General features: G+C 55.0%; 16 protein-coding genes. 6 read left to right on the forward strand and 10 right to left on the reverse strand.

From position 1 onward, the window contains the following. Positions 1–66 precede the first annotated feature (66 nt). The 5 genes from FJM65_RS10840 to FJM65_RS10860 all read left to right on the forward strand — a co-directional run bounded on the left by FJM65_RS10840 (position 67) and on the right by FJM65_RS10860 (position 6,177). The gene (locus tag FJM65_RS10840) at positions 67–1,044 is read left to right on the forward strand and encodes an isoaspartyl peptidase/L-asparaginase family protein (RefSeq protein ID WP_140621538.1); all 978 of its coding nucleotides are present in this window, start codon (positions 67–69) and stop codon (positions 1,042–1,044) included. Beyond that, positions 1,025–1,777 (forward strand): copper homeostasis protein CutC, encoded by a 753-nt coding sequence (locus FJM65_RS10845; RefSeq protein WP_140621539.1) that lies wholly within the window; start codon positions 1,025–1,027, stop codon positions 1,775–1,777. Before FJM65_RS10840 ends, FJM65_RS10845 begins: the two co-directional genes overlap by 20 nt. Before the next feature lie 245 nt (positions 1,778–2,022). Further along, positions 2,023–3,873 carry an alpha-L-fucosidase gene (locus FJM65_RS10850; RefSeq protein WP_140621540.1) on the forward strand — a complete coding sequence of 617 codons (1,851 nt, stop codon included), beginning with the start codon at positions 2,023–2,025 and terminating at the stop codon, positions 3,871–3,873. Between the two features lie 115 nt (positions 3,874–3,988). Then, positions 3,989–5,089 (forward strand): carbohydrate-binding family 9-like protein, encoded by a 1,101-nt coding sequence (locus tag FJM65_RS10855; RefSeq protein WP_181163694.1) that lies wholly within the window; start codon positions 3,989–3,991, stop codon positions 5,087–5,089. Beyond that, entirely contained in the window at positions 5,086–6,177 is a 1,092-nt protein-coding gene (locus tag FJM65_RS10860; protein ID WP_140621542.1) for a family 10 glycosylhydrolase, read from the forward strand. The genes FJM65_RS10855 and FJM65_RS10860 overlap by 4 nt, the downstream gene beginning before the upstream one ends. Before the next feature lie 100 nt (positions 6,178–6,277). Here FJM65_RS10860 and FJM65_RS10865 read toward each other — a convergent pair whose 3' ends face one another. Both FJM65_RS10865 and FJM65_RS10870 read right to left on the reverse strand, forming a co-directional pair. Then, positions 6,278–8,584 (reverse strand): GH92 family glycosyl hydrolase, encoded by a 2,307-nt coding sequence (locus FJM65_RS10865; RefSeq protein WP_140621543.1) that lies wholly within the window; start codon positions 8,582–8,584, stop codon positions 6,278–6,280. Positions 8,585–8,710: 126 nt separating this feature from the next. Further along, a complete protein-coding gene (locus FJM65_RS10870; RefSeq protein ID WP_140621544.1) occupies positions 8,711–11,059 on the reverse strand; it encodes a beta-N-acetylhexosaminidase in 2,349 nt (782 codons plus the stop codon). Positions 11,060–11,450: 391 nt separating this feature from the next. Here FJM65_RS10870 and FJM65_RS10875 point away from each other — a divergent pair, with 391 nt between their 5' ends. Beyond that, positions 11,451–13,736: a GH92 family glycosyl hydrolase gene (locus FJM65_RS10875; protein ID WP_140621545.1), complete on the forward strand. Its 2,286-nt coding sequence runs from the start codon at positions 11,451–11,453 to the stop codon at positions 13,734–13,736. A gap of 99 nt (positions 13,737–13,835) precedes the next feature. Here FJM65_RS10875 and FJM65_RS10880 read toward each other — a convergent pair whose 3' ends face one another. From FJM65_RS10880 to FJM65_RS10915, 8 genes are all read right to left on the reverse strand, one after another. Next, positions 13,836–14,894, reverse strand: coding sequence for a LacI family DNA-binding transcriptional regulator (locus FJM65_RS10880; protein WP_239022925.1), 1,059 nt, complete (start codon positions 14,892–14,894; stop codon positions 13,836–13,838). Positions 14,895–15,162: 268 nt separating this feature from the next. Next, complete coding sequence (locus tag FJM65_RS10885; protein WP_140621547.1) at positions 15,163–16,596, reverse strand: TolC family protein; 1,434 nt, start codon at positions 16,594–16,596, stop codon at positions 15,163–15,165. Beyond that, entirely contained in the window at positions 16,589–19,792 is a 3,204-nt protein-coding gene (locus FJM65_RS10890) for an efflux RND transporter permease subunit (RefSeq protein WP_140621548.1), read from the reverse strand. The genes FJM65_RS10885 and FJM65_RS10890 overlap by 8 nt, the downstream gene beginning before the upstream one ends. A 25-nt stretch (positions 19,793–19,817) precedes the next feature. After that, entirely contained in the window at positions 19,818–20,912 is a 1,095-nt protein-coding gene (locus tag FJM65_RS10895; protein WP_140621549.1) for an efflux RND transporter periplasmic adaptor subunit, read from the reverse strand. Between the two features lie 1,033 nt (positions 20,913–21,945). Next, positions 21,946–23,388, reverse strand: coding sequence for a Gfo/Idh/MocA family protein (locus FJM65_RS10900; RefSeq protein ID WP_140621550.1), 1,443 nt, complete (start codon positions 23,386–23,388; stop codon positions 21,946–21,948). A 65-nt stretch (positions 23,389–23,453) separates the two neighbouring features. Further along, positions 23,454–24,098 carry a carbohydrate-binding family 9-like protein gene (locus FJM65_RS10905; protein WP_140621551.1) on the reverse strand — a complete coding sequence of 215 codons (645 nt, stop codon included), beginning with the start codon at positions 24,096–24,098 and terminating at the stop codon, positions 23,454–23,456. Positions 24,099–24,103: 5 nt separating this feature from the next. Next, positions 24,104–25,246 carry a phosphotransferase enzyme family protein gene (locus FJM65_RS10910; protein ID WP_140621552.1) on the reverse strand — a complete coding sequence of 381 codons (1,143 nt, stop codon included), beginning with the start codon at positions 25,244–25,246 and terminating at the stop codon, positions 24,104–24,106. Continuing rightward, positions 25,236–26,174, reverse strand: a complete 939-nt coding sequence (locus tag FJM65_RS10915) for a nucleotidyltransferase family protein (RefSeq protein ID WP_140621553.1) — start codon at positions 26,172–26,174, stop codon at positions 25,236–25,238. The genes FJM65_RS10910 and FJM65_RS10915 overlap by 11 nt, the downstream gene beginning before the upstream one ends. Positions 26,175–26,416: the final 242 nt, after the last annotated feature.

The following is a 26,416-nucleotide window of genomic DNA, read 5'->3' on the forward strand; positions in this document are numbered from 1 at the left end:
GTCCCCCTTTGAAGGGGGGAGGGGGATGATAATCTATCAGAAGTTCCTGCATCAACAATTTATAACATGAGCACCAGAAGAAAATTCATCAAGCTGTCAGCCCTGGGTGCTACCGCACTGGGCAGCGGCTTACCAATCGAGAGGGCCTTAGCTGGCTCACTGAATGCGGCTAAAAGCAACAAGCCGGTCGTGATCTCCACCTGGAACCACGGCGTGCCGGCCAACGCAGCGGCCTGGGAGATACTGAACAAAAAAGGCACGGCGCTGGATGCCGTGGAGGCCGGCGTGCGCGTGCCCGAGGGCGACCCGGAAGTGCGTACCGTAGGCTACGGCGGCTTCCCCGACCGGGAGGGCAAAGTAACGTTGGATGCCTGCATCATGGACAAAGACAGCAACTGCGGTTCCGTGGCTTTCCTGCAGCACATCAAGCACCCGATCTCGGTGGCCCGCAAGGTGATGGAAGAGACGCCGCACGTGATGCTGGTAGGAGAGGGCGCCCTGCAGTTCGCCCTGGAGAAGGGCTTTCGGAAAGAAAACCTGCTGACGCCGGCCTCCGAGAAAGACTGGAAGAACTGGCTCAAAGAGTCTAAGTATAAGCCGGTAATCAACATCGAGAACCACGACACCATCGGCATGCTGGCCCTGGACGCGAACGGCGACCTGGCCGGGGCCTGCACCACCAGCGGCGCCGCCTACAAGATGCACGGCCGCGTGGGCGACTCACCCATTATCGGGGCCGGTCTGTTTATAGACAACGAGGTGGGAGGCGCCACGGCCACCGGCCTGGGTGAGGCCGTGATGCGCACGGTGGGCAGCCATCTGGTGGTGGAGCTCATGCGCCAGGGCAACTCGCCTGAGGACGCTTGCCGCCTGGCCGTGGAGCGCATCATCGCCAAGCAGAAGGACGTGAAGGACCTGCAGGTGGGCTTTATCGCCCTCAACAAGAACGGGGAGTACGGCGCCTACTGCATCCACAAGGGCTTTAACTATGCCGTGCAGGACAAATCCGGGGTGAAGCTGATCGATGGAAAGGCCAAGCTCTAGCCCGCTGCTGGAGATCTGCGTGGACTCCGTGGCCTCGGCCGTAGCCGCCGAGCGGGGCGGGGCGCAGCGCGTGGAGCTGTGCGACTACCTGGCCGGGGGCGGCACCACGCCCAGCGCAGGCATGATCGAGGTAGTCGGGCAAAGTATAAGCATCGGCCTGCACGTGCTCATCCGGCCCCGCCGCGGCGATTTCCTGTATTCCGAGGCCGAGTTCGAGGTGATGAGGCGCGATATACAGCTCTGCCGCCAGCTGGGTGTGGACGGGGTTGTGATCGGGGCGCTGGCGAAAGACGGGAGCATAGACATGCCCGGCACGCAAGGGCTGATCGAAGCGGCGGAAGGCATGAGCATCACCTTCCACCGCGCCTTCGACCTGGTGGCTGACCCGCTGCAGGCGCTGGACGATTTGCTGCAACTGAAGGTGCACCGGCTGCTTACCTCGGGCCAGCAGGAAACGGCGCTGCAGGGCGCCGACCTGATTAGGGAACTGAACGAACGGGCCGCAGGCAATTTAGTTGTTATGCCCGGAGGCGGCGTGACGCCGTCCAACGTGCAGGAACTGGTCTCCAGAACAGGTGCGCGCGAGGTGCATGCCTCGGTGCGCAAGCCGGTGGAGAGCGGAATGCTGTTCCGCAAAGACTACCCGCCTATGTCCAGCAACCGGGTGCTCTCAGAGTTTGAGCAGCTGGTGGCAGACGAGGCGCAGGTGAGGGCGTTAGGTGCGGCTTGGTAAATGTTGGATGTCCGGTGCAGCCGCAGACTGAGCTGTTATTCTAACAAAAGGAGGGGAATTTATCGCAGTTCGCCCTTTTTATAGAGGGGCCCCTACCCCCAAAACAGGGGAGCAAGCCTTTGAGAACGATTGTCATCCCCTGCCCCCTTCGAAGGGGGACTTGGTTCAAGTTGCAGGAAGCGGCGGCATGGCACCCCGAAAGCCTTCGGGGCGTCATGGAAAGTATAAAGTATAGCTCAAGTATAATGATAAACAAGTACAAACTCTTCCTCATCTTTCTCCTGGTGATGGGCGGCAACCTTGCCTCCGCACAGGCCAGAGAAGACACCGCTCAGGATAGCACCAAAATGCAATGGTTCGGCGATGCCAAGCTGGGCATTTTTATCCACTGGGGCATCTATGCGGTGAACGGAATCCCGGAATCGTGGTCGTTTTTCAACAACTATATCAGCCACGAGGACTACATGAAACAGCTCAAGGGCTTTACTGCAAACAAGTATAAACCGGAAGAGTGGGCGAGGCTGATTAAGGGATCCGGCGCACGCTATGCCGTCATCACGACCAAGCACCACGATGGCGTGGCGCTGTGGGACAGCAGGATGGGCGGCATCAACACCAAAAAACATACCCCTGCCAAACGCGATGTGCTTACGCCTTTTGTAGAGGCGCTGCGGAAGGAGGACCTGAAAGTAGGGTTGTACTACTCGCTGCCCGACTGGAGCTACGATGACTATGATGTGCATACGCGCGCCAAAAAACGCTACGCTCTGGCTGAGGAACCGCGTCGTTGGAAGAAGTTCCTGCATTACTACCAGGGGCAGCTGCGCGAGCTCTCCAAAAACTACAACCCGGACCTGTACTGGTTTGATGGCGACTGGGAGCACAGCGCCGAGGAATGGCAGTCGGAGCGGGTGCGCGAGATGCTACTGGGCTACAACCAGAACGTGATCATCAATTCGAGGCTGAACCATTACGGCGACTATGCCACGCCGGAGCAGGGGGTGCCGGTGGTGCGGCCGCAGGCCCCGTACTGGGAGCTGTGCCTAACCATGAACGACTCCTGGGGCTACGCGCCGCACGACCACCATTACAAGAGCCCGAACCAAATCATCCGCACCTTCGCCGACTGCATCGGGAAGGGCGGCAACCTCCTGCTCGACATCGGCCCGAAGCCGGACGGCACCATCCCCGCAGAGCAGGTAAACATACTACAAGAACTTGGCCGCTGGACGAGTAAGCATGAAGAGGCAATTTACGGAACGGTGGCCGGCATACCCGCAGGGCACTTTTACGGCAGCACCACCCTGTCTCCGGATCGCAAGACCCTGTACCTGTTTGTGGAGAGCCGAGATGTGGAGGCGGTGCGCGTGCAGGGGCTGGGCTCGCCGATCAAAAGTATAAAAGTGGTGGGCAGCAACGCTTCTGGCAAATATGAGCAGCAGGGTAACACAACCGCTATTACTGTGCCTGCCAGCGCTTTTGACAAAGATATGACCGTGCTGGCCCTGGGCTTTGAGGAGCCGCTTAAACTTGCCTCGCCGGAGCCGGATAAAGTGGAGCTGGAGATGCTGCAGAAACCGGGTAAGCTGGAGGCAGCGCAGCGTAGCCGCATCATCCGGCAGCTGGCCGACAACCTGCAGGCAGGGCATAACCCGTTTCAGAACACAGCCTTGCAACCAGACGGAAGCCAGGTAAAGGAGCTGAAAATAGCTGATGCCGGAGTGGCGGGCTGGGTACGCAAGCATGCCGAGGCTATGTACAAGGCTAATCCCGGTTTGCCAGCAGGCCATTACAATGGGCCCACCTCCTTATCCGAAGATAAACAGACGTTATACCTGTACGTGGAGGGTAAGCCTACCGGGCCACTCGCCATCAAGGGGCTCAAGAACAAGCTGCAGCGCATCAGGGTTGTGGGCAACGGGACGTTACTGGGCCACGAGCTCTTTAACAAGCAGTACTGGAGCGACGTGCCGGGCATTGCCTACGTCAGCGTGCCTGAAGACTTGCTGGACAAGGACCTCACCGTGATCGCTGTGCTGCTGGATGGGCCGGTGCAACTGTACCGCGAGGAGGTAAAACCGATCGAGAGCAACTAAGCGCAGGTGTAAATCTGCAAGTATACATTTGGCTTTGGCGCTACCCCGGAAACGGCGGCGCCGAAATACTGAAAGCATGACCATACGATACCTTACGCTATGCCTGGTTCTTTTAATGGGAGCAGTTGTAAAGGCTGCTGTTGCTTCTCCCGATAAAGACAAGGGCAAAAACCTCTTTGCGGGGCTGGAGCACCTGTTTACGGAGCCAAGGCACTACGTTACCCATTTCACGAGCCGCGCACCAAGTATAGACGGGCGTTTGGAGGACGATGTGTGGCAGCAGGCCGCCTGGACGGAGCTGTTCACCGATATTGAGGGCGACAAGAAGCCTGCCCCGACTTTCGCCACCCGCGTGAAAATGGCCTGGGACAACGACTACCTCTACATTGCCGCCGAGCTCAAAGAGCCGCATGTATGGGCCAACCTGACCGAGCACGACGAGGTGGTTTACTACGACAATGACTTTGAAGTGTTTATCGACCCGGACAACGACACGCACCAGTACTTTGAGGTGGAGGTAAACGCGCTCAACACCATCTTCGATTTGTTTCTGGCCAAGCCCTACCGCAACAACAGCGGCGCGCTCATCGCCTGGAACATGCACGGGCTGAAGTCTGCGGTGCAGGTACAGGGCACCTTAAACAACCCCGCCGATACCGACAAAAGCTGGGCGGTGGAAATGGCCATCCCGTTTAGGTCCGTTACGGTGGGCAACCACACCCGCGTGCCGGACGAAGGCACGCTGTGGCGCATCAACTTTTCGCGGGTGCAGTGGGATGTGGAGGTGACGGACGGCAAGTATAAAAAGCGCAAGGATGAGAACGGAAAGCCGCTGCCGGAGCATAACTGGGTATGGTCGCCGCAGGGTGTGGTGAACATGCACCTGCCCGAGCGCTGGGGCTACTTATACTTCAGCCGGGAACCTGCGGGGCAGCAAAGTATAAACTTCGCCATGCCTTATGCCGAAAAGCAGAAGCAGTACCTGTGGCTGGTATACTATCGCCAGCAAGCCTACTTCGGCAAGCATGGGCGCTACAGTAAATCGCTGAAAGAGCTGGGGCTGCAGCACGGCGAGGTAGAGGTAGCGGGGCAGAAAAACCAGCTGAAGCTGGAGGCGGGCACGCTACAGTTCATGGCTGCCATACAAGGGCCGGAGGGCGAGGTTTGGGGTATCAACGAGAATGGATTTGTACATAAGATAAAAGGTTTACAATGAAAACAAGAAGAACTTTCCTGAAGGCCGGCGCTCTGGCCGGGCTGGCCGCCAGCCTGCCCGCTGCGCCTGCCTTGGCACACCTTGCCACCCCCGCCAAAAAAAATCAGCTAAAGCACTGGGTATGGATCAGGCCGAACAAAGCCGACAAAGAGGCAAACCTGCAGCGGCAGTTCCAGCAGTACTACGAGGCCGGCATCCGGGGCGTGTTTATAGAGTCTGACAGCGAAAAGCATTTCCGGGCTGCCAAAGCCAGCAAGCTGGAGGCGCACCGCTGGATGTGGACCATGAACCGGGGGGAAAAGGAACTCCTGCAGCGGCACCCGGAGTGGTATGCCCGCAACCGCAAGGGCGAGTCCTGCGCCGACAACCCGCCCTATGTGGACTACTACCGCTGGCTGTGCCCCTCCCGCGAGGAAGTGAAGCAGTACCTGGCCGATGACGTGCGCAGCATCCTGAGCAAGGACTACATCGACGGCATCCATCTGGACTACGTGCGCTTCTGCGACGTGATCTTGCCGGTAAACCTATGGCAGAACTACAATATAGAGCAGACAAAGGAGCTGCCGGAGTATGACTTCTGCTACTGCGAGGTATGCCGCTCTAAGTTTAAGGCCTGGCGCGGGAAGGCCATTGAGGAGTTGGAGTTCCCGGAGGCCAGCCTCTCCTGGCGCCTGTACCGCTACAACGCCATCAGCAACATCGTAAACCACCTGGCCGAGGTGGCGAAAGACCATAAAAAGCCTATTACTGCCGCCGTTTTCCCTACCCCGGAAGTGGCCCGCCGCATTGTGCGCCAGGACTGGACCAACTGGAACCTGAACGGCATCTGCCCCATGATCTACCACGGCTTTTACAAAGAAGAAGTGCCATGGATTGGCGACGCGGTGGCAGAGGGCGTGCATTTCCTGAGCGGCCGCTTTCCGCTCTACGCCGGCTTATACTTGCCCGACTTTAAAAGCAACGAGGAACTGCAGCAAGGGATGGAACTGGCGCTGGCAAACGGGGCAAAAGGCGTGTCGCTGTTCGGTGATGTGAACGACCAAGTGCTGCTGGCCCTGAAGCGCGCTTCCGCCTCAGTGAAACTGTGAAAGGAGCGGGCTTGATACTTGCCTCGTGCCGATGAAGTAAAAAATAAGCCCTCTGTAGCTGTTGCTGCAGAGGGCTTATACTTTATGAGCAGGCTATACTTTACTCGGCATACACTGATTTTGGACGGTCTTCTTTGGCAGTGCCCCAGGTAGGGCTCGGTGTGCTGCCCATCTCAAACACCAGTTTGCCGCCCTTCATCAGTTCCTTGTGCAGGATGTAGGACTTGGTGTAAGGTTGGCCATCTAACGTAACGCTTTGGATATACTTATTCGCTTTGCTGTTGTTGGCAGCCTCTATCTCCAGCACGTTTCCGTTTGGCAAAGAGAGCGTGGCGTGCTTTACGGCAGGGCTCCCGAACACGTAGGCGCCGTTGGCCGGGTTCTGCGGGTAAAAGCCGAGCGTCGAGAAAATATACCAGGCCGACATCTGCCCCACGTCCTCGTTTCCGATCAGACCGTCGGGTTTGGCGGTATACATGTGCTCCAGAATAGAGCGCACTTTATCGGCCGTTTTCCAGGGCTGGCCTACGTAAGGGTACATGTACGTGATGTGGTGGCTTGGCTCGTTACCGTGCGCATACTGCCCGATCAGGCCGGTAATGTCGCTGGAGGCCTCCTCGCCCATGTCGCCCTCTGCCACAAACAGCGAGTCTAGTTTCTGCGCAAAGGATTCCTCTCCGCCCATCAGGCTGATCAGGCCTTCTACATCCTGCGGCACCAGCCAGGTATACTGCCAGGAGTTGCCCTCGGCGTAATCGTCTTTGCGGTGCTCTGATTTAAACGGATCGAAAGGCGTGCGCCACGCGTTCTGGGAGATGCGGCCACGCATAAAGCGGGTTTGCTTGTCGAAGTAGTTTGCATAGTTGCGGCCGCGCTTGCTGAAGTACTCATAATCCTCCTGCTTGCCCAGTTTTTTGGCTACCTGCGCAATGCTCCAGTCAGCGATGGCATACTCCAGGCCCTTGGCCACGCTTTCCACTTCCTCCTCGGCAGGTATAAACCCTTGCTTTTTCACCCAGTTCACTCCAAACTCATCGCCCATGGCCGTGGCTTTCATGGCCTCAAAGGCCAGCTCGTGGTTAAAGCCGTCAAAGCCTTTCAACACCGCATCGGCCACCACCGTTACGCCGCTATAGCCCGGCATGGTGTTGGTCTCATTGCCCATCAGGTGCCACACCGGCAGCTTGCCCTGCTGCTGGTAAATGGCGAGCATGGAGTTGACCATGTCGTTTACGCGGTCGGCCTGCATGATGGTGAAGAGCGGGTGCGCCGCGCGGTAGGTATCCCAGAGCGAGAAGGTGGTGAGGTTGGTAAAGTTGGCCTTCTCGTACACTTTCTTGTCGGTGCCGCGGTAGTCGCCGTTGTGGTCGTTGAAGATGGACGGGGCGATGAGGGTATGGTAGAGGGCGGTGTAGAAAGTGCGCATCTGCACCGAGTCCAGCGCCTGGATGCGTACTTTCTGCAGCTCGTGGTTCCAGGCGGCGTCGGCGTCGGCTACTACTTTCTCAAAATCCCAGTGCGGCACCTCGGCCTGTATGTTGGCCAGCGCGTTCTCTGCACTCACCGGCGAGATGCCCACTTTCAGCTTTACTTTCTCGCCTTCCTGCGTCTTGAAGTGTGCCACACCTTTTATCATCCTGCCTTTGGAAGCGGGAACCGGCGAGGAAGCGGCTGTATCCACTACCTGGAAGCTCTCGAACTTCTCCATCGGCTTGGAGAACACGGCCGTGAAGTATACGCGCTGGTCGTTAGCCCATCCTTTGGAGAGGCGGTAGCCGGCCAGGGTGCTGTCGTTGAGCTGCTCTATAAACGTTTCGGTAGGGGAGTCCCAGCCGATGCCTTCCTTCAGGTCAATGATGATGCTGGCCTCCTCCGATTTCGGAAAAGTATACTGATGGAAGCCCACGCGCTCGGTGGCGGTCAACTCGGCCCCGATGTTGTAGCGCTTCAGTTTAACCGAATAGTAGCCCGGTTTCACTGTTTCGTCGTCGTGCGAGAATAGGGAGTAGTAGCCGCTGTTAGGGTCTTTTATACTTCCCTTCACCAACTGCACCTTGCCCGTCACAGGCATCACCGAAATATCGCCCAAATCGCCGATGCCGGTACCGCTCAGGTGGGTGTGGGCAAAGCCGATGATGGTGGAGTCGGAGTAGTGGTAGCCGGAGCACCAGTCCCAGCCCTGGGTGATGTTGGTAGGCCCCAGTTGCACCGCCCCGAAAGGCACGTTGGCGCCCACAAAAACGTGCCCATGAAAGCTGGAGCCGATATAAGGGTCCACGTACTGGGTAAGGGAGGCGGAGGAGGCAGGCTTGTCTTCCGGTTGGTTGGTGGTGGTACAGGAGGTGGCGGCCAGGCAAGCCAGTCCTACCAAAGTTGCTTTTAGCTTTAAGAAAGCTTTCAGGTGCATGTCTGAGAGTATAAGGGTGATAAGATTAGAGATCAGGAATAAAATTACGGCATAATTCTGAAAAGAAAAGGCAGGCCCCATACTTCATGATGGAGCCTGCTCTTCCTGTTAAACCATGCTACTTGTTTACTCTACCACAATTTCGTCGGCAAAGAGCCAGGCGGCGTTCTTGCCCTGCGCATCGCCGTGGCTGGCGTTTTTGGCGGTAACTTTAATGTAGCGCACTTTTTTGTCTGGCAATTGGGCGGTCAGCTCTTCCTTAAACACGCCGGGCTTGTCAGGCATTTCAGAGATCACCTTCACGGTTTTATACTTCTTGCCGTTTTTAGACACGGCAAACTCCACCTCGGCTGGCAGCTGAATGCCGTTGCCCTTGTTCTGCAGGAACGTGCTGGTAATGCTGCCCACGCGCTGCTTGTCCTTCAGGTCGATCACGGCCTCCAGGTCGGAGCCCAGGAAACCAAGCCAATGCCCGCCCGAGAAGCTTTTCGGTGCCTGCTGCCCGTCTACTAAGGTTAGGCCGCCCTCAGCAGTGTAGCGCTTGTGCGGCGCGTTCTTCAGCTCTACCGTGTGGGCAAACGCCTTGTGCAGGTTCAGGTCCTTGCTGGTTACCTTGCCCATTTGCTTTCCGTTGTCATCAAATGAGGCTGCTTTAACCGTAGCGGATTTCTTCAGCTCAAAAGGCGCAGTGTAAGCCTGGGCAGATGTGGTTGGTTCAGAGCCATCCAAGGTATAGTAGATCTTCGTTCCTTTCGCACCGGTCGCCAGGGCCACGGTAGCCACGGCCTGGGCCGGGTCTACGGCAACGTCCTGGTTTACATTGAAGGTGCTGTGCGCGTAGTTCACGCCCATGGCCTCGTAGCGCTTGTACTGCTGCTGCATGCGCGTCTGAAAATCATCCCAGTCTTTCTTGGCAGCCGGTGTCCAGAGCACTTCCGACAGAGCCGACATACGCGGCATGATCATGTACTCTACTTGGTCTGTGGTTGGGATATACTCTGTCCAGACATTGGCCTGTGCGCCCAGAATATACTTTTTCTCTTCACCGGAAAGCTCTGCTGGCGTTGGCTCAAAAGAGTATACTTTCTCTAGCGTGGTATAGCCCCCGATGGCGGTTGGCTCCAGGCTCGGGTCGCCCTGGTAGTGGTCGAAGTATACATGCGAGCCGGGTGTCATCACCACGTAATGGTGCTGCTTGGCGGCAGCTATGCCTCCCTCGGTGCCTCTCCACGACATCACGTAAGCGTTTGGCGCCAGCCCGCCTTCCAGTATCTCATCCCAACCGATAACGGTGCGGCCGTGGGCGTTGAGGAACTTCTCCATGCGCTGGATAAAGTAGCTCTGCAGCTCGTGCTCGTCCTTCAGCCCCTCGTCGGCGATGCGCTTCTGGCACTTTGGGCACTCCTTCCAGCGGGTTTTTGGGGCCTCGTCGCCGCCGATGTGGATGATCTTGCTCGGGAACAGGTCCATCACCTCCGTCAGCACGTTCTCCAGAAAAGTAAACGTCTGCTCGTTGCCGGCGCAGAAGATGTCATCAAAAACGCCCCATTTCTTCTCTACCTCAAACGGCCCGCCGGTGCACGAAAGCTCCGGGTAAGTGGTGAGGGCAGCCAGCGCGTGGCCCGGCATCTCGATCTCCGGCACCACCGTGATGTAGCGCTCCTGCGCATACTTCACCACATCCTTTATCTGCTCCTGGGTGTAAAAGCCGCCGTAGCGCTCGTTGGTGAACTTGTGCGGTTGGTCGCTGTAGTGCCCGATCAGGGTGCCGTCGCGCCAGGCGCCTTTCTGGGTCAGCTCCGGGTATTTCTTGATCTCGATGCGCCAGCCCTGGTCCTCCGTGAGGTGCCAGTGGAAGGTGTTCATCTTGTGCATGGCCAGGTAATCGATGTACTCCTTCACGAACTCCACCGGGAAAAAGTGACGGGCCACATCCAGGTGCATGCCGCGCCACTCGTAGCGGGGCTTGTCCACCACGGTTAAGGCCGGGAGCGCCACCGGAGATTTGGTAGGCTCGGCGGGCAGCAGCTGGCGAATGGTTTGGGTGCCCAGGAAGATGCCGTGTGGCGCTTTGGCAGCAAGTATAACGTTCTCCGGGGTTACGTTCAACGTATAGCCTTCTTCGCCCAGCGTGTCTATCGGCGTGCTCAGCGTCAGGTGCAGGTAGTTGCTGCTGTTTTTATCGGGCGCTTTCTGCTCCACGGCCGGCTGCACGCCTGTTTTCTCTTTGATGTTTTGGGCCAGGTACTCTCCGATCTTGCGCAGCTCGTCGTTTTTCGGGTCCACGAAGATGCGGGTTTCTTTACCGATCGTGAAGCTGCCGTTCTGCTGGGTTAGCTTTACCGGCTTTGGAATAATGGAGATGGTTTGCTGTGCGGCAGTGGCCTGGGCGTGTGCCGGCGTGGGGCTAAGCAAAAGCCCGGAGGCTACGCAGGCAGAGACGGCAAGTGCGGCAAACGTCTTCTTTAATCGCATAAGGTAAGGGGTTTAGAAGGTAGATGTTAGTTTTCAGGACCAGCGCTTTACTGATCGCTGGAAAGTATAAGTGTTAACGAACACACAAGATCAGATTTTATTTAATCTTTTGCTAGTCAATTTTAAGGCAAAAGCATAATTCGGTATTATGTGTTACAAGAGACTGTTCTTTAAAGATAGGAAGAAAGCGGTTAAACAATAAAGAATAACAGCACAATTTAGCGGCAAAACAGCAGTTGGCAGTGGCATCTGGGGTGAAAGTATAGAACTGTACTGGCCATAGGTGTGAAAGCCGAACACGCATGCGCAGGTTTTATTCAGAATGTTGTATACTTGAAGTATAGTTGAATTGCTTTCCAAGTATAACATTAGCCTGACCTTTTCCCAAAGCATGAAAAAGCTCTGCCTGTTTCTCTTCGCCCTCGTGTCTTTTGGCGCTACGGCACAAACCGTTTTAGTTGATAAAGTAGAAGACCCGGTGGAGTGGGTGAGCCCGCTGGTGGGCACCGACTCCAAGTATAGCCTCTCCAACGGCAACACCTACCCGGCCATTGCCATGCCCTGGGGCATGAACTTTTGGATGCCGCAAACCGGCAAGATGGGCGACGGCTGGGGCTACATGTACAGTGCCGACAAAATTCGCGGGTTCAAGCAAACGCACCAGCCCTCGCCGTGGATGAACGACTACGGGCAGTTTGCCATCATGCCGGTAACAGGCAAGCTGCGCTTCGACCAGGACAGCCGCGCCAGCTGGTTCTCGCATAAGGCCGAGGTCGTAAAGCCCTACTATTACAGCGTGTACCTGGCCGACCACGACGTGACCACCGAGATCGCGCCGACGGAGCGCGCCGCCCGCTTCCGCTTCACCTTCCCCCAAACCGACAGCTCTTTTGTGGTGATCGACGCCTTTGACAAAGGTTCTTATGTAAAAGTTATCCCGGGCGAGAATAAGATCGTGGGCTATACTACCAAAAACAGCGGCGGCGTGCCGGAGAACTTCAAGAACTACTTCGTGCTCGTGTTCGACAAGCCGTTTGCCTACACCCATACTTGGGCCGACAGTTTGCTGAGCGATAAGCAGGAGCTGCAGGCCAACCACGTAGGGGCGGTAGTGGGTTTCAAGACGAAGAAAGGAGAGCAGGTAAACGTGCGCGTGGCCTCCTCGTTCATCAGCCCCGAACAGGCCGAGCTGAACCTGCAGGAGATCGGAAACGATGACTTTGAAACCGTGAAGGCCAAAGGCAAAGAGGCCTGGAACAAGCAGCTGCGCCGCGTGGCCGTGGAGGGCGGCACCCCTGAGCAGGTGCGCACCTTCTACTCCAACCTCTACCGGACCCTGCTCTTTCCCCGCAAGTTCTATGAGATTGACGCCAATGGCAAAGTGGTGCATTACAGCCCCTACAATGGCAAGGTGCTGCCCGGCTTTCTGTATACCGATACCGGCTTCTGGGATACGTTCCGGGCGCTGTTCCCTTTCCTGAACCTGATGTACCCGTCGGTAAACGCCGAGATACAGGAGGGGCTGGCGAACACGTATAAAGAAGGTGGCTGGCTGCCGGAGTGGGCGAGTCCGGGCTACCGCAACGTGATGGTGGGCAACAACTCGGCCTCGGTGGTGGCAGATGCTTACCTGAAAGGCGTGCGCGGACAGGATATCAAGGCGCTTTATGATGCTATGCTGAAAGGAGCCAACCACGAAGGTCCTCTGACCGCTGTGGGCCGTGCTGGCGCTTCTTACTATACTAAGCTGGGGTATGTGCCCTACGACGTGAAGATAAACGAGAGCGCCGCCCGCACCCTGGAGTATGCCTACGACGACTTTGCCATTTATCAACTGGCCAAAGCCCTGAAGCGCCCTAAGAAAGAAATAAAGCTGTACGCCGAGCGCGCGCTGAACTACCGCAAGCTATATGATTCGTCCACAGGCCTGATGCGCGGCAAGAACCAGAATGGCACCTTCCAATCACCTTTCAACCCGTTTAAGTGGGGCGATGCCTTTACCGAGGGCAACAGCTGGCACTACAGCTGGTCGGTGTTCCACGATGTGCAGGGCCTGATCGACTTGATGGGCGGCAAGGCCAACTTCACGGCCAAGCTGGACTCTGTTTTCAGCCTGCCGCCTGTATACGACGAGAGCTACTACGGGCAGGTGATCCATGAGATACGGGAGATGCAGATTGCCAACATGGGGCAGTATGCGCACGGCAACCAGCCCATCCAGCACATGATCTACCTTTACAACTATGCAGGCGAGCCTTGGAAGGCGCAGTACTGGGTGCGCGAAACCATGAACCGCATGTATACTTCGGCACCGGACGGCTACTGCGGCGACGAAGACAACGGACAGACCTCGGCCTGGTACGTTTTCTCCTCGCTTGGCTTTTACCCTGTCACCCCTGCCACCGACCAGTATGTGCTGGGCGCGCCGCTGTTCAGAAAGGCGACGCTGCGGCTGGAGAACGGCAAGGAGGTGGTGCTCAGCGCGCCGCAGAACAGCGACGAGAACCGCTACATCCAACGTATGCGCCTCAACGGCAAGGACTACGGAAAAAACTGGTTGAGCCATACCGAGCTGATGAAAGGCGCAAGTATAGATTTCGAGATGGCCGCCACGCCCAACAAGGAGCGCGGCACCAAAGCGGATGCTTACCCATACTCCCTGTCCCGGGACAAATAAAGGCCGGAAAGTATAAAATAGGAAGGGGAGCGTTCAGTGGCGCTCCCCTTCCTATTTTATACTTTATACTTATCTATTTTTCCGCGTGCCGCTGTGGCCTTACATATCTGCCTCTATGTAGTAATGCAGGTTCTCTTTGGTGATAATATCCAGCGGGAGGTACTTGATGGGGTTGTTCTTCTTTTTAAAGATCAGGTGGTCTGCCAGCCCCTGAATGCCCCAGTAGCCCTGCCCTTTTGGGTTTTGGTTGATGAGGAAGTTGATCTGGTTCGTGTTCAGGTGCGCCAGGTTTTCATCAATTAGGTCGTAGCCAACCAGGCTCACCTGCTGCAGCTGCCGCTGCGCCAGGTAGTCGGCCATAACGTGGGCCTTGGAGTTGGTGACAAAAACACCTTTTATGTCAGGCGTATCCTGGAAGAGCTTGTCGAACTGCTGCGTTAAACTTTCTTTCCCATCTGCCTGCACATCCACCTGCAAAATGTTGTACGCCAGGTCCTGCATCACGAAGTAGTCTACAAAGCCCTGCTCTTTGCTGATCAGGTGAGAGGAGTTGGCAACGTCTTCCTCGATATGGGCCACCACCAGCGAGGCCTTTTCCCGGCAGCCATAGTGCAGCAGCTTGCCCGCCAGAAAACCGCTCTGGTAAGAGTCTTGGCCGATGTACATGAGCGGCTCATAGTTGGGTATGTGCGTGTTGAAAAGCACAAACGGAATACCTTGCCGTTTCCACTTGCTAAAGTATGCCAGCGACTGGCGGTAGAAAATAGGGGCAACCAAGATGCCGTCAAAAGAACCTTCGGCCAGCTTGTCGGCCTCTTTGGCAAAGGATGCGGCATCAAACGGGTTAAAGCTGAACTGCGTTACCCGCAGCCCATACTGCTGCAGCTCCTCCTCAGCTTTCACGATGCCGTCCTTCGGGGCTTTCCAGTAGTTGTCGAAGGCAGGGTCTGGCACCAGGGCCGCCACGTGGTAAGTTTTGTTGGTGACAAGGGCACGGGCTAAGATGTTGGGTTTGTAGTTGAGCTCTTCTGCAATTTTAAGCACCCGCTGGCGCACATCTTCGGCAACTCTGCCGCGGTTATGCAGCACCCGGTCCACGGTTCCCGTTGATACGTTTGCCTGCTCGGCGATGTCCTTTATCCTTACAACCTTGTTCAAGTTCTGTATTGGGTTTGATGAGTGTTTCGTTCTATGGCCTGCAGCCATACTTTGGTGCTGCCGCAGATGTGCCTGCCGCAGCACCTGAAGCTTTCCTGCGCTGCAAGAGCCTTAGGCTTAAGCTGCAATATAGGAAGTTCCGGCCATATTCTTTTGGGAGAAGTATGGGGCAGGTTTTGCAGTAAAGGGGCGGAAAGTAAAAAGCCGCTTCACAAAAATGCAAAGCGGCTTTAGAAACAACTAAACTAATCTGGGAGCGTTGGGTGGGCTATTGCCAGCCGCCGCCCAATGCCCGGTATATGTTCACTTTAGCACCCATCTGCTGCATTTTGGTTTCGATCAGCTCAAACTTAGACTCCAGCGCGTCCCGCTGTGTCAGGAGCACCTCCATGTAATCGGCCCGGGCAGACCGGAACAGGTCATTCGAAATGCTGATCGACTGCGTAAGGGCCTCTACCTGCCTGGATTTCAGGTCATAGCTTTTCTCCAGCTTATCCATTTTAGACAGCTGGTTCGCCACCTCCACGTAAGCGTTCAGCACGGTGCGCTCGTAGTTAAAAACAGCCTGTAGCTGCTTGGCGTTGGCGCTGTAGTACGTCGCTTTTATGGCGTTGCGGTTGATCAAAGGCGCTGTCAGGTCACCGGCCAGCGAGTACAGCAACGACTCCGGCGACTTTATCAGGTAGGAAGGGTTAAAGGCCTGAAAACCTATGCCGGCGGTAATGCCCACGGAAGGATAGAACCTGGCTCTGGCCACCTTCACATCCAGCTTGGCAGCGGCCAAGTCAAGCTCTGCCTGCTTAATATCCGGTCGGTTTTGCAGCAGCTGCGAAGGCACGCCCGCCTGTATCTTCTCAACCGGCAGGTCCACAAAGCTTTCTGCGCTTCGCTGCACCGGCTGCGGATAGCGGCCTACCAGGAAGTTGATCTCGTTCTCAGTTTCGATGATGCGCTGCTCGATCTCATACTGCAGGCTTTGGGTGCTGAGCAGCTCGGCCTCAAACTTGCGCACGGCTAGCTCCGTTACCATAGCCGCCTGCTTCTGCAGCTTCACCGTTTCCAGGGCATTGCTCTGGATCTCAATGTTCTGCTTCACAATAGCCAGCTGGTTGTCGAGGGCCAGTAGCTCGTAGTATGAGTTGGCGATCTCTGAGATCAGGTTGGTCACCATAAAGTTTCGGCCTTCCACAGAAGAAAGGTAGCGCGCCACCGCCGCTTTTTTAGCGTTGTGCAGCTTGTGCCAGATATCCACTTCCCAATTGGCGTACAGGCCTACCAGGAAGTCCGGGAGCGGCTCGGGCATCTCTTTTTCCGGCTTGATGTCGGTGGTGGCCTCCATTGCGCCGATGTTGGTATACCGGGCTACCTTATCCACGCCGGCTGCGCCTCTCACGCCAACCGACGGCAGGTATTCGCCTTTTTTATCCCGTACCTCGTTTTTGGCAATCTCTATTTCCTGCAGGGTGATGTTCAGCTCCTGGTTGTGCTGCAGGGCCGTATCTATCAGCGCGCTTAAGTAGGGGTCGGTAAAATACTCCTTCCACTGCAGCTGTGCCGTGTTGGTAGTGTCCTGCGAGCTGTTGTAGCTCGCAGGAACAGGTGTGTTTACTGTTCTCTCAACGACAGAAGGAGTTTTGCAGGCCGACAGCGTTAACGACAGGCAGGCTACTCCAGCGCATTGATATATTATTCTCTTAAACATGGTCTTCTGTTTCTTCAATGAGTTCAAAACTGTCGTCGGCATAGACATAATCTTCCGTTAGTGGCGTTTCATGTTCATCTCTGATCAAGTGACGACCATCTGCCATTTTAGCAAATATGTAGTATAGACCCGGGATGATCACGACACCGAAAATCGTTCCGAACAACATACCACCCAGGGCAGAAGCACCAATCGTCTGGTTACCGATAGCTCCTGCACCGGTAGCAACTACCAGAGGTATCAAACCGGCAACGAACGCAAATGATGTCATCAGGATAGGACGGAAACGCGTTCTGGCACCTTCGATGGCAGCCTCAAGTATGGTGGCACCCTGCTGTCGTTTCTGCACGGCAAACTCCACAATCAGAACGGCGTTTTTACCTAACAGACCCACCAGCATGATCATACCTACCTGGGCGTAAATGTTGTTCTCCAGCCCCATCAGCTTCAGCAGCAAAAAGGAACCAAAAATTCCGACCGGCAGCGACAGTACCACGGCAAAAGGAATGATAAAGCTCTCATACTGCGCTGCCAACACAAAGTAGACGAACAGCAAAACCACCAGGAACACGTAAAGCGACTCATTCCCTCTGATCGACTCGTCATACGAAAGACCTTCCCAAGCAATGTCATACCCTTTTGGCAGGGTCTGAGCGGCCACTTCCCGTACGGCCTGTATGGCGTCAGCTGTGGTGTACCCTTTTGCCGGAAGGCCCTGGATAGCTGCTGAGTTGTACAGGTTGAAACGGGTCACCTCATTTGGCCCTTGCGTCTTCTTCAGCTTCATGAAAGCCGAGTATGGCACCATTTCACCCGCTTCGTTCTTCACATACAGGTTCAGGATGTCAGATGGCAGCCTTCTGAATTTAGGATCCGACTGCACGTATACTTTGAAGAACTGGTTAAACTTGATAAAGCCCTGTTCATAGGTACTACCGATCAGGATGTTCAGGTTTTCCATGGCCTTGCCGATCGATACGCCTTTCTGCATGGCCAGATTGTTGTCAATCTCCAGTTCATACTGCGGGTAGTTGGCTGCGAAGAAAGTGAACAAGCCAGTCAGCTCTTTCCGCTTGGCCAGGTTGTCCATAAACTCCTTGTTGACCTTGTCGAACTCGTGGTAATCGGTATCAGAGTTTTTGTCCAGCAAACGCATGGAGAAACCGCCGGAAGAACCGAAACCAGGAATTGCTGGTGGCTCAAAGAACTCTACCACGGCGCCCAGCCCTTTCGACTTCTCTTCCAGCTCTTCCATGATCTCTTTCACGGTATGATCACGCTCAGACCAGCTTTTCAGGTTGATCAAACAAGTACCTGCATTCGACCCACGCCCTTCGGTCATGATCTCGTAACCGGCCAGCGATGACACCGATTCCACACCTTCTATGTCTTCACAGATCTTCTGGAGCTTTTGCGATACTGCGTTGGTGGTTTCCAGGGTAGAGCCCGGAGGGGTCTGCACGATGGCGTAAATAGTACCTTGGTCTTCGTTCGGGATGAAGCCTGCCGGGAGAATTTTATTCTCGAAGAAGATACCTACGCAGAACGCCACAAGGATTCCCCAGGTGAGCATTCTCCTGCTTACAATGGCTCTTAACAAGCCAACGTATCTGCCGGTAAGTCTTTCAAACCAGCTGTTAAAACCGTCAAGTGCTTTCGTTAACGGGTTTCTCTTCTTCTGTTTTCCATGGTTGTTCTTCAACAGCATGGCACACAGCACCGGGGTAAGCGTAAGGGCAATCAGGGCCGAAATCACAATGGAGCTGGCCATGGTAATAGAGAACTGACGGTAGAATATACCTACAGGGCCTGTCATGAACAGCAACGGAATGAACACCGCCGTCATAACCAACGTGATGGCAATGATGGCACCACCAATCTCACGGAGTACTTCTACGGTAGCCTTGTAAGGGGAAAGGTGCTTTTCTTCCATCTTGGCGTGCACGGCTTCCACCACCACAATGGCATTATCCACCACAATACCGATGGCCAGTACCAGTGCGAACAGGGTGATCAGGTTGATTGAAAGTCCGAAGAGCTGAATAACGAAGAACGTTCCTATCAGCGACACCGGAACAGCAAGGATTGGGATCAACGTAGAGCGCCAGTCGCCCAAGAAGATGAACACCACCAGGGCAACCAGTATAAACGCGTCTCTTAACGTATGAAGCACCTGCTCAATAGAAGCATCCAGGAATTGAGAAACGTCATAGCTGATCTTGTAGTCCATGCCCGGAGGGAAAGTAGCCTTCATTTCCTCCAGCTGGCTCTTTACGTCGGCAATTACATCGCTGGCGTTACTGCCATAGTTCTGCTTTAATACAATCGCTGCCGAAGGGTTACCGTTCAGGTTAGAGTAGATGTCGAAGAACTCACTACCCAGTTCTACCGTGGCAATGTCTTTCAGGCGGATGCTTTCGCCTTCTGCGTTGGCCCGGATAATGATGTTATCATACTCTACCGGCTTGTTGTAGCGGCCTTTGTAGGTAAGCACGTATTCCAGCGACTGGGCGGCTATACCGGAGCTTTGGCCTATCCTGCCGGGGCGACCGATAATGCTTTGCTCCGCCAGGGCCTCCATCACGTCCTCTACAGAGACTTTGTAGGCCCGCATGCGGTCCGGGTTTAACCAGACACGCATGGCGTATCTGCGGCTACCGAGTATCTGCGCCCTGGCCACCCCTTTGATCCTTTGAATTTCAGGGATCATTTTAACGGTAGCGTAGTTGAACAGGAATTTCTCATCCATGCTCTCTTTGTCCTTAGAGTAGAGGTTGACATACATCAACATACTTGGCTGAATCGGGGTGATCACAACACCTTCCCGCTGAACCAGTTCTGGCAGGAGCGGCATTACCTGGTCAACCCTTGTCTTCACCCGGACGACCGCATCGTTGGGGTCTGTTCCTGGTTCAAAAATAATCCGCAGGGTAGCTTCACCGGCACTTGTGGCGTCAGTTGCAATGTAACGCATGCCTTCCACACCGTTAATGGCCTGTTCCAGGGTGATGAGGGTGGACTTTACCAACACATCGGCACTGGCACCCGGGTAAGCAATAAAGATGTTTACCGTGGTGGGAGCAATGTCGGGGAACTGGGAGATGGGCAGCTTTTTGATAGCCAGGCCACCTATAAATAGTATCACGACCGATATTATAATAGCAAATACGGGTCTGTGTATAAATTTACTAAACATGTCTTATACTTTTGGGGATAGGGAATTACTCCGCATACAACTCTAACTGAGACAGCACTTTGTTAGGCTCCACGAATTTGGAGCGTATCTTTTCGTTTTCACGTACTAGTCGCAGGCCCTCCAGAAGGATCTTATCATTCTCAGCCAGCCCTTTCTGCACGACATAAATGTGCGGCAACTCAGCACCAATGGTCACTTCCCTTGACTTTATCTCATTGTTCTTGTCCACCACATACACATACTTTTTCTCCAGCACTTCGAAAGTGGCTTTCTGCGGAATGAGTAGGGCGTCTTTGAGAGGCACAGCCATTTGGATGTTTCCGGTTTCACCGTGTCGTAGCAGCCCGTCCGGGTTAGGGAAAGTAGCCCTGAAAGGAATGTTACCTGTCTCATTGTTAAAGTCGGCCTCGATGGTCTCTACCACGCCCGGGTACTTAAACAGCTGGTTGTTGGCCATCAACAGGTTAACTTCCGTTTTCTCGTCCTGCTTCTCCTTGGCTTTATAGTCCAGGTATTCCGCCTCCGGCACATTGTAGTAAACCCACATTTTGCTGTTGTCTGCCAGCTCGCTCAGCAGCTCGCCTTCGTCTACCAGGCTGCCCTGACGCACATGGAAACGGTCGATGATGCCGTCGAACGGTGCCCGGATTTCGGTGAACTGCAGGTGCACCTTTGCCAGCGCCATCTCTGCTTTCGCCTTGTCCATCTTGGCTTTGGCCATGGCCAACTCGCTTGGGGCCACCACGTTGCGCTCGGCCAGGGAGGCCGTGTTCTGGTACTCTATTTCGGCAAACTCAACTTCTGCCTGTGCTTTCTTCAGCTCGGCCTCGTATAGGTTCGGCATGATCTGGAACAGCAGCTGCCCCTTCTTCACATGCTGCCCCTCATCCACATAGATCTTCTGCAGGTAGCCTTTTTCCTGGGCCCTTAGCTCGATATGGTTGATGGACTGGATCTGACATACATAGTCGTCGGTTATGGTGGTGTCCATCTTCATTGGGCTGGTAACCGAAAACTGGGTTTGCTCTTCCGCCTCTGCTTCTGTCTCTGCTTTTGTGGATGTACAGCTTGTGTGGCCTATCAGGGCACACAAACCCATGAGCATGAAAACTCTCTTCATGATGATTTTGCTTTTAAACAAAAGATTATAAAATGTTGATTTGAAATGTTTGTGCACAGTATACCGGAGCACCCGTGCAGCGCAAAGCCACCGGAAGCTAATCGGCTAAAAAATCAGACTGAAATGAAAGTGTAGCAAACGCTGTGAGACGAGGGTATGCTACAGCACCACACGATAGAACAGGCAAAGGCTATACTTGTGCTGCCTCTGGGTAAAACACAAAAGCAGTGAAAGGATTTGTAGCAGCCAATCAGACTGCTGATAGCCAATGAGGGCCTGTGAAAATGTGTGGTGGCAAGGCAAGTATGGCTTGCCGGAATAAGGGGCTAAATTCTAAACTCCTGGAGCAGGAGGTACCTTCTTTGGGAAAAGGAATAGGAAAAGTGCTTACAGAAAAGTAAGCCAGCTTTTATGTGGCGGAAAAAGAAAGCAAGTATGAAGGTATACAGGACCGCCACAAAGAGCTTATCGCGCTCTAAGAGCTTTTTGAGGGCAAGAGAAGCAAGGCTTTCTTCCTCTATGTCCGTGGCTTCTACCTTAAAGCCTTTTTCCGGGTTAGTTGATGCATACTTGGGGGTGAGATCCTGCTCGTTCTGCAGCGTGTGCAGGCTAATATCCGCTGTTTCTCTTAGGCTTGAGCCTGTTGAGGGGTGGGCATACTCTTGCGTTGAGTAAGCGTACAGCTGGCTGTAAACGCTTAACAGGAGAATACTCAGGGTTAGAAACAGAGTAAAAAGATATTTAGCAGATGTCTTGATCATCAGAGGGCAAAGCTACGTCAGGATATGTACACTGTCAATATTATAACACTAAATAAATTTTAATTTTCTCAAACGCTCATTAGAATATTCCATTTATAGCCAGCCAAAAGGGGGTATACAGCACGCTGCAGAAGGCGATCTTGCAAAATATGATGGGAGCAGGGCAGAAGGAAGGTGCCTTGGGCTTTTTTAGGGAGGGGAGCTGGCGGGAGAATAAAAATGCCCCGACTGTAAAGCCGGGGCAGAAACTAAACGATAGCATTTTTATACTTTTAAGACTGCACGATCACGTTGGTGGTGCCGCCGCCAGCTAGTGTTAGGTCTACAGGGGCGTTGCTTTTCCAGGAGCCGGCCGTAAAGTCTGGCACATCGATGGAGTTGGAGCGGTTGGCTACCGACCACTCGCTCAGCAGGCCCACCGACGTCCAGGTGGCGGCGTCGTACACGTCCTGGTCCAGCGGAAGGCCGTTGCGCAGGCAGTCGATCAGGCGCCAGTCCATCATAAAGTCCATGCCGCCGTGGCCGCCTATTTTCTTGGCCATCTCCCCGATTTTTTTCACGATCTCCGGCGTATACTTCTCTTCTAAAGCTGTCATTTCTTCTTTAGAGAGCCAGCTGTGGCTCGTGGCGATCTTCTGCTCCGGCCACTTGCGCGCCACGCCCTTGGTGCCGCTCACCAAATGGATTCTGGAGTAGGGGCGCGGCGAGGTAACATCGTGCTGAATCATGATGGTGCGGCCCTTTTTGGTGCGGATTGTGGTGGTGTTCATGTTGCCGCGGTAGGTATCCTGCACAAACTCTTTGTAGAAGTTGTCTTTCGCGGCCCTTGCCTGCGCCTCCTCATACATCATAAAGTCGTCGCTCGACACGGAGGTGAGGTAGTCCATGGAGTCGCCGCGGTTGATGTTCATGATCTGGCAAATCGGGCCGAGGCCGTGGGTAGGGTAGAGGTTGCCGTTGCGGGCCTTGTTCTCGCGCAGGCGCCACATGTTCTGGTAGCCTTCTTTGTCAAAGTTGAGGTCGAGCAGTTGGTGGATGTAGGCTCCTTCGCCATGTATGATCTCCCCGAAGAATCCCTGGCGGGCCATGTTCAGCGTTAGCACCTCAAAGAAGTCGTAGCAGCAGTTCTCCAGCATCATGCAGTGCTTTTTGGTGCGCTCGGATGTCTCTACCAACTGCCAGCACTCTTCCATGCTTACGGCAGCCGGCACCTCCGTGGCGGCGTGTTTGCCGTGCTCCATGGCATAAACTGCTATGGGCGTGTGCAATTGCCAGGGCGTGGTGATGTAGATCAGGTCCAGGTCCTCGCGGTCGCACATCTGTTTCCAGGAGTCCTCTTTGCCAGCATAGATGGTAGGGTTATGGGCTGTACCGGTTCTTTCCTGCAGCTGCTTTTTCACTTTCTCGGCGCGGTCTGGCATCAGGTCGCAAAGCGCTTTTATCTCCACCCCCTCAATGTTGCTCATGCGGTAAACCGCCCCGGGGCCTCGCATGCCCAGGCCCACAAAGCCGATGCGCACCTTGTCCAGCTTGGGAGCGCGGTAGCCACTCATGTTGAAGCGCTGGGTATACTTGCGCTTGGCCTGCTGCTCAATCTGAGCCAGGTTGGATTGCTTTACTTCTTCTGTGGCACAGCCTGTTAGCAAGCTGCTGCCAGCCAAGCTGATGCCTGCCAGCCCGGATAGTTTCAGGAAATCTCTGCGGTTACTGCTCATGGTCTATAAGGTTTAGTGTAGCTATTTTATCCTTGGTTTATACTTTGTGGCGCTTCGGCGGCAGGCTAGGCAAACGCCACCTGCCCAAAGCACTCCGGCCTGTGAAAATCCGGGGCCGGGGCCTGAACCGGGCTCCAGGTAAGGAAGTGGGGCTCTGGCAGGTCGTCGCCGCACTTGTAGAGGTTTGCCCTGCCGTGCAGCCCGCTCAGGTGCTCCAGCCTATGCTCTGTAAAAACGGCCAGGGGCACCACCTGCGTCAGCTGCCAGTGCCTGCTGTTTTTGCCTTTCCGGTTTATTTTCAGGCTGGCGCTATGCTTTATCTGTGCCAGTGCCTCCGGCGCTATGAACTTTCTGCCCTCCCTGCCGGTGCCATAGGCAAGCAGGCTGGTGCCGAGGCAGTTGGTTTCCAGGTTATAGTAGGCTTTGTCGTTGCCAAAAGAAAGAAACAGCTCCACGCAACTGTCCTTGTAAACAGGGTCGTTCAGGTTGCGGTACCGCGCCAGCACGGCGTTCTCGTGCACGCTATATTTCAAAAACAGGCAGCTGCCGTTGTGGGCAAGTATAAACTCCACCTCAGGCCTGTCTGTATCCCCGGACCACGGGCTTATACCTATCTGCTGCCTGGGGAGCGTGTTCAGGCGCTCCTCCACCAGCCACATGGGGGCGTCCTCGTGCAGGTCGGGGAGGTGCGGAACGGTCAGGTGTTTCATCTCTTCTACTTCTCAGTCGCTTCGGTTGCCCGCTTGCAGGCGGCGGCAGTTTGCTGTATCGTTTCTTGCAGTAGGCTCTTATGGCTTTCCAGCACCTCCACCAGCCTGAACTGCGCCCGGGCGCGCTGCAGGTTATGCTCCGGGAAATGAATTTTATAGTAGTTGTCGCCGTCGATGTAGTCGGTCAGGAAGCGCAGGCCCATGATAAAGGGAAGCAGGGGGACGCCCAGGGCCAGCGAGTCAACTTCCTCGTCGGTAAGGATGGCGCTTGTCTCCTTCAGGAAGCCCTCGGTAAAAGCGTTGAAGAGCTCCAGGTTTATACTTATCCGGTCCAGGTCTTTTTCATCCTCGGCGGCCTTGTTCACGGTGGTGCGGATGGCGTCGCCAAAATCGTAGGCCACGTAGCCGGGCATCACGGTGTCCAGGTCTATCACGCACTGCGCCTTGTCATACTTGTCCAGCAGCACGTTGTTAAACTTGGTGTCGTTGTGCGTAACGCGTAGCGGGAGTTTTCCTTCGCGGCCCATCCTCCGGATCGTACTCATCTCCTCGGCCCGCTGCTGCACAAAGGCTATTTCTTCCGGCACCTCGCGCACCCTGCCGGCCACGTCGCGCTCCATGGCCTCCTGGAAAAGCCGCAGCCTGTTCTCTACATTATGAAAGTCAGGAATGGATTCGTGCAGCTGGCTGATGTCGAGGTCGGAGAGCAGCGCCAGAAACTTGCCAAAGGCCCTACCGCCTTCATAGGCTTGCTGCGGGGTTTCAACAATGTCGTAGCTGCGGGTGCCTTCCAGCAGAAAGTATACCCGCCAGTAGTTGCCGTCAGCATCGCGGTAATAGCTCTGGTTGTCGTGGGTGGGCACCAGCGTCAGCACCTCTTTGTCGGGTTGCGCACCGGGTACATTGGCGAGCTTATCGCGCAGGTGCTGCGTTACCCGCTCTATGTTCTCCATCAGCAGCGGCACGTTCTTAAACACGTGGTGGTTAATGCGCTGCAGCAGGTAATTGGGGCAGCCTGCCGTGCCATTCTGCACAAAGTAGGTGTCGTGGATGTGGCCCGAACCGTAGGGGTGCACATCGGCTATACTTCCTTTAAGTATAAAATGGGAGAGGGCTTCCTGTGTTTGTGGCTCCTTGTTATCTTTCATCTTGTACCGCGTGCGTTTTCTCCCATAGGTTTTGGGGGTATATGTTAGCTTCCGTAAGCGCTTTTATCTGCTGTATGGCGCTCTGTTTGTCTTCTGGGTAGGTTACCCCGAACCACTTTTCTGGCGTAGGGATAACTTTTACCTGCGCCGCTCCTGTTGCCAGCATCTCGTTTACCACGGCGGGCAGGTAAAACTCCGTTTTCAGCTCTTGTCCTTTCTCCTCCAGGAACTCCTTCAGGTACTGCTCAAAGTATGGAAAAACAGAAGGCTTGAAAGCCATCAGGTTCATCGACACCAGCTCGTCGCCTTGCAGCTCGCTGTAGGCCGCGCCCTCGTCCTGCACCAGAATGCGGCCGTCTTCGGCGCGGGCTATTTTGGTAAGCTCGGTAAGCGAAGTGAGGGTGTTGCCGGGGCCTACGGTGCAGATGCCGCGCGACACGCTGCCGTGCTCTGAAAGCGTGTTGGCAAGCTTAAAGCCGACCAGGCCATGCTCTGTTTCGTCTATGCTGCTGTTAAGGAAGTCGACTGCCAGCTTAAAGGACTCATACCCATAGAAGTCGTCGGCGTTGATGACGGCAAAGGGCTCCTGTATGTTAGCAGAAGCAGCCCATACTGCGTGTCCCGTTCCCCAGGGCTTGGTGCGCCCGGCGGGCACTTGAAAGCCTGGCGGCAGCATGTCCAGCTCCTGCGCCACGTAGGCGGTGTGCAACTGCGGCGGCAGCCTGTCGTGCATAGTTGCCTTAAACGCCTCCTCTATCGATTTGCGGATCACGAAAACAACCTTCCCGAAACCGGTCCGCATAGCATCATAAATGGAGTAATCCATGATCGTTTCGCCGTTAGGGCCGAAGGAGTCCAGCTGCTTTAGGCTGCCGTACCGCGTGGCCATACCTGCTGCCAGGATAAGTAACGTTGGGCTTTTATGCATCAAATAAGGAGTTATACTTTATGCTCTAACAGAAGCCAGGCCTGTTAGAGGTAATTGGTTACGCTGAAGAAGCCCCCACGGCAGTAGTTTGTACTTCTACGCCCTGACGAGTGAGCTTTTTTAGCCGCCGACAAAGCGGAACGACATCTAAATGTAAAGAGCCTATTTCTACAAAACAAGTAAAAAGTGCATAATGTATACGAACACGCAAATGGTTATTCCCTTTTCGCTATAAATAAAGC

It is taken from the genome of Pontibacter mangrovi (genome assembly GCF_006385705.1).
In the GTDB taxonomy this organism is placed as follows: Bacteria; Bacteroidota; Bacteroidia; order Cytophagales; family Hymenobacteraceae; genus Pontibacter; species Pontibacter mangrovi.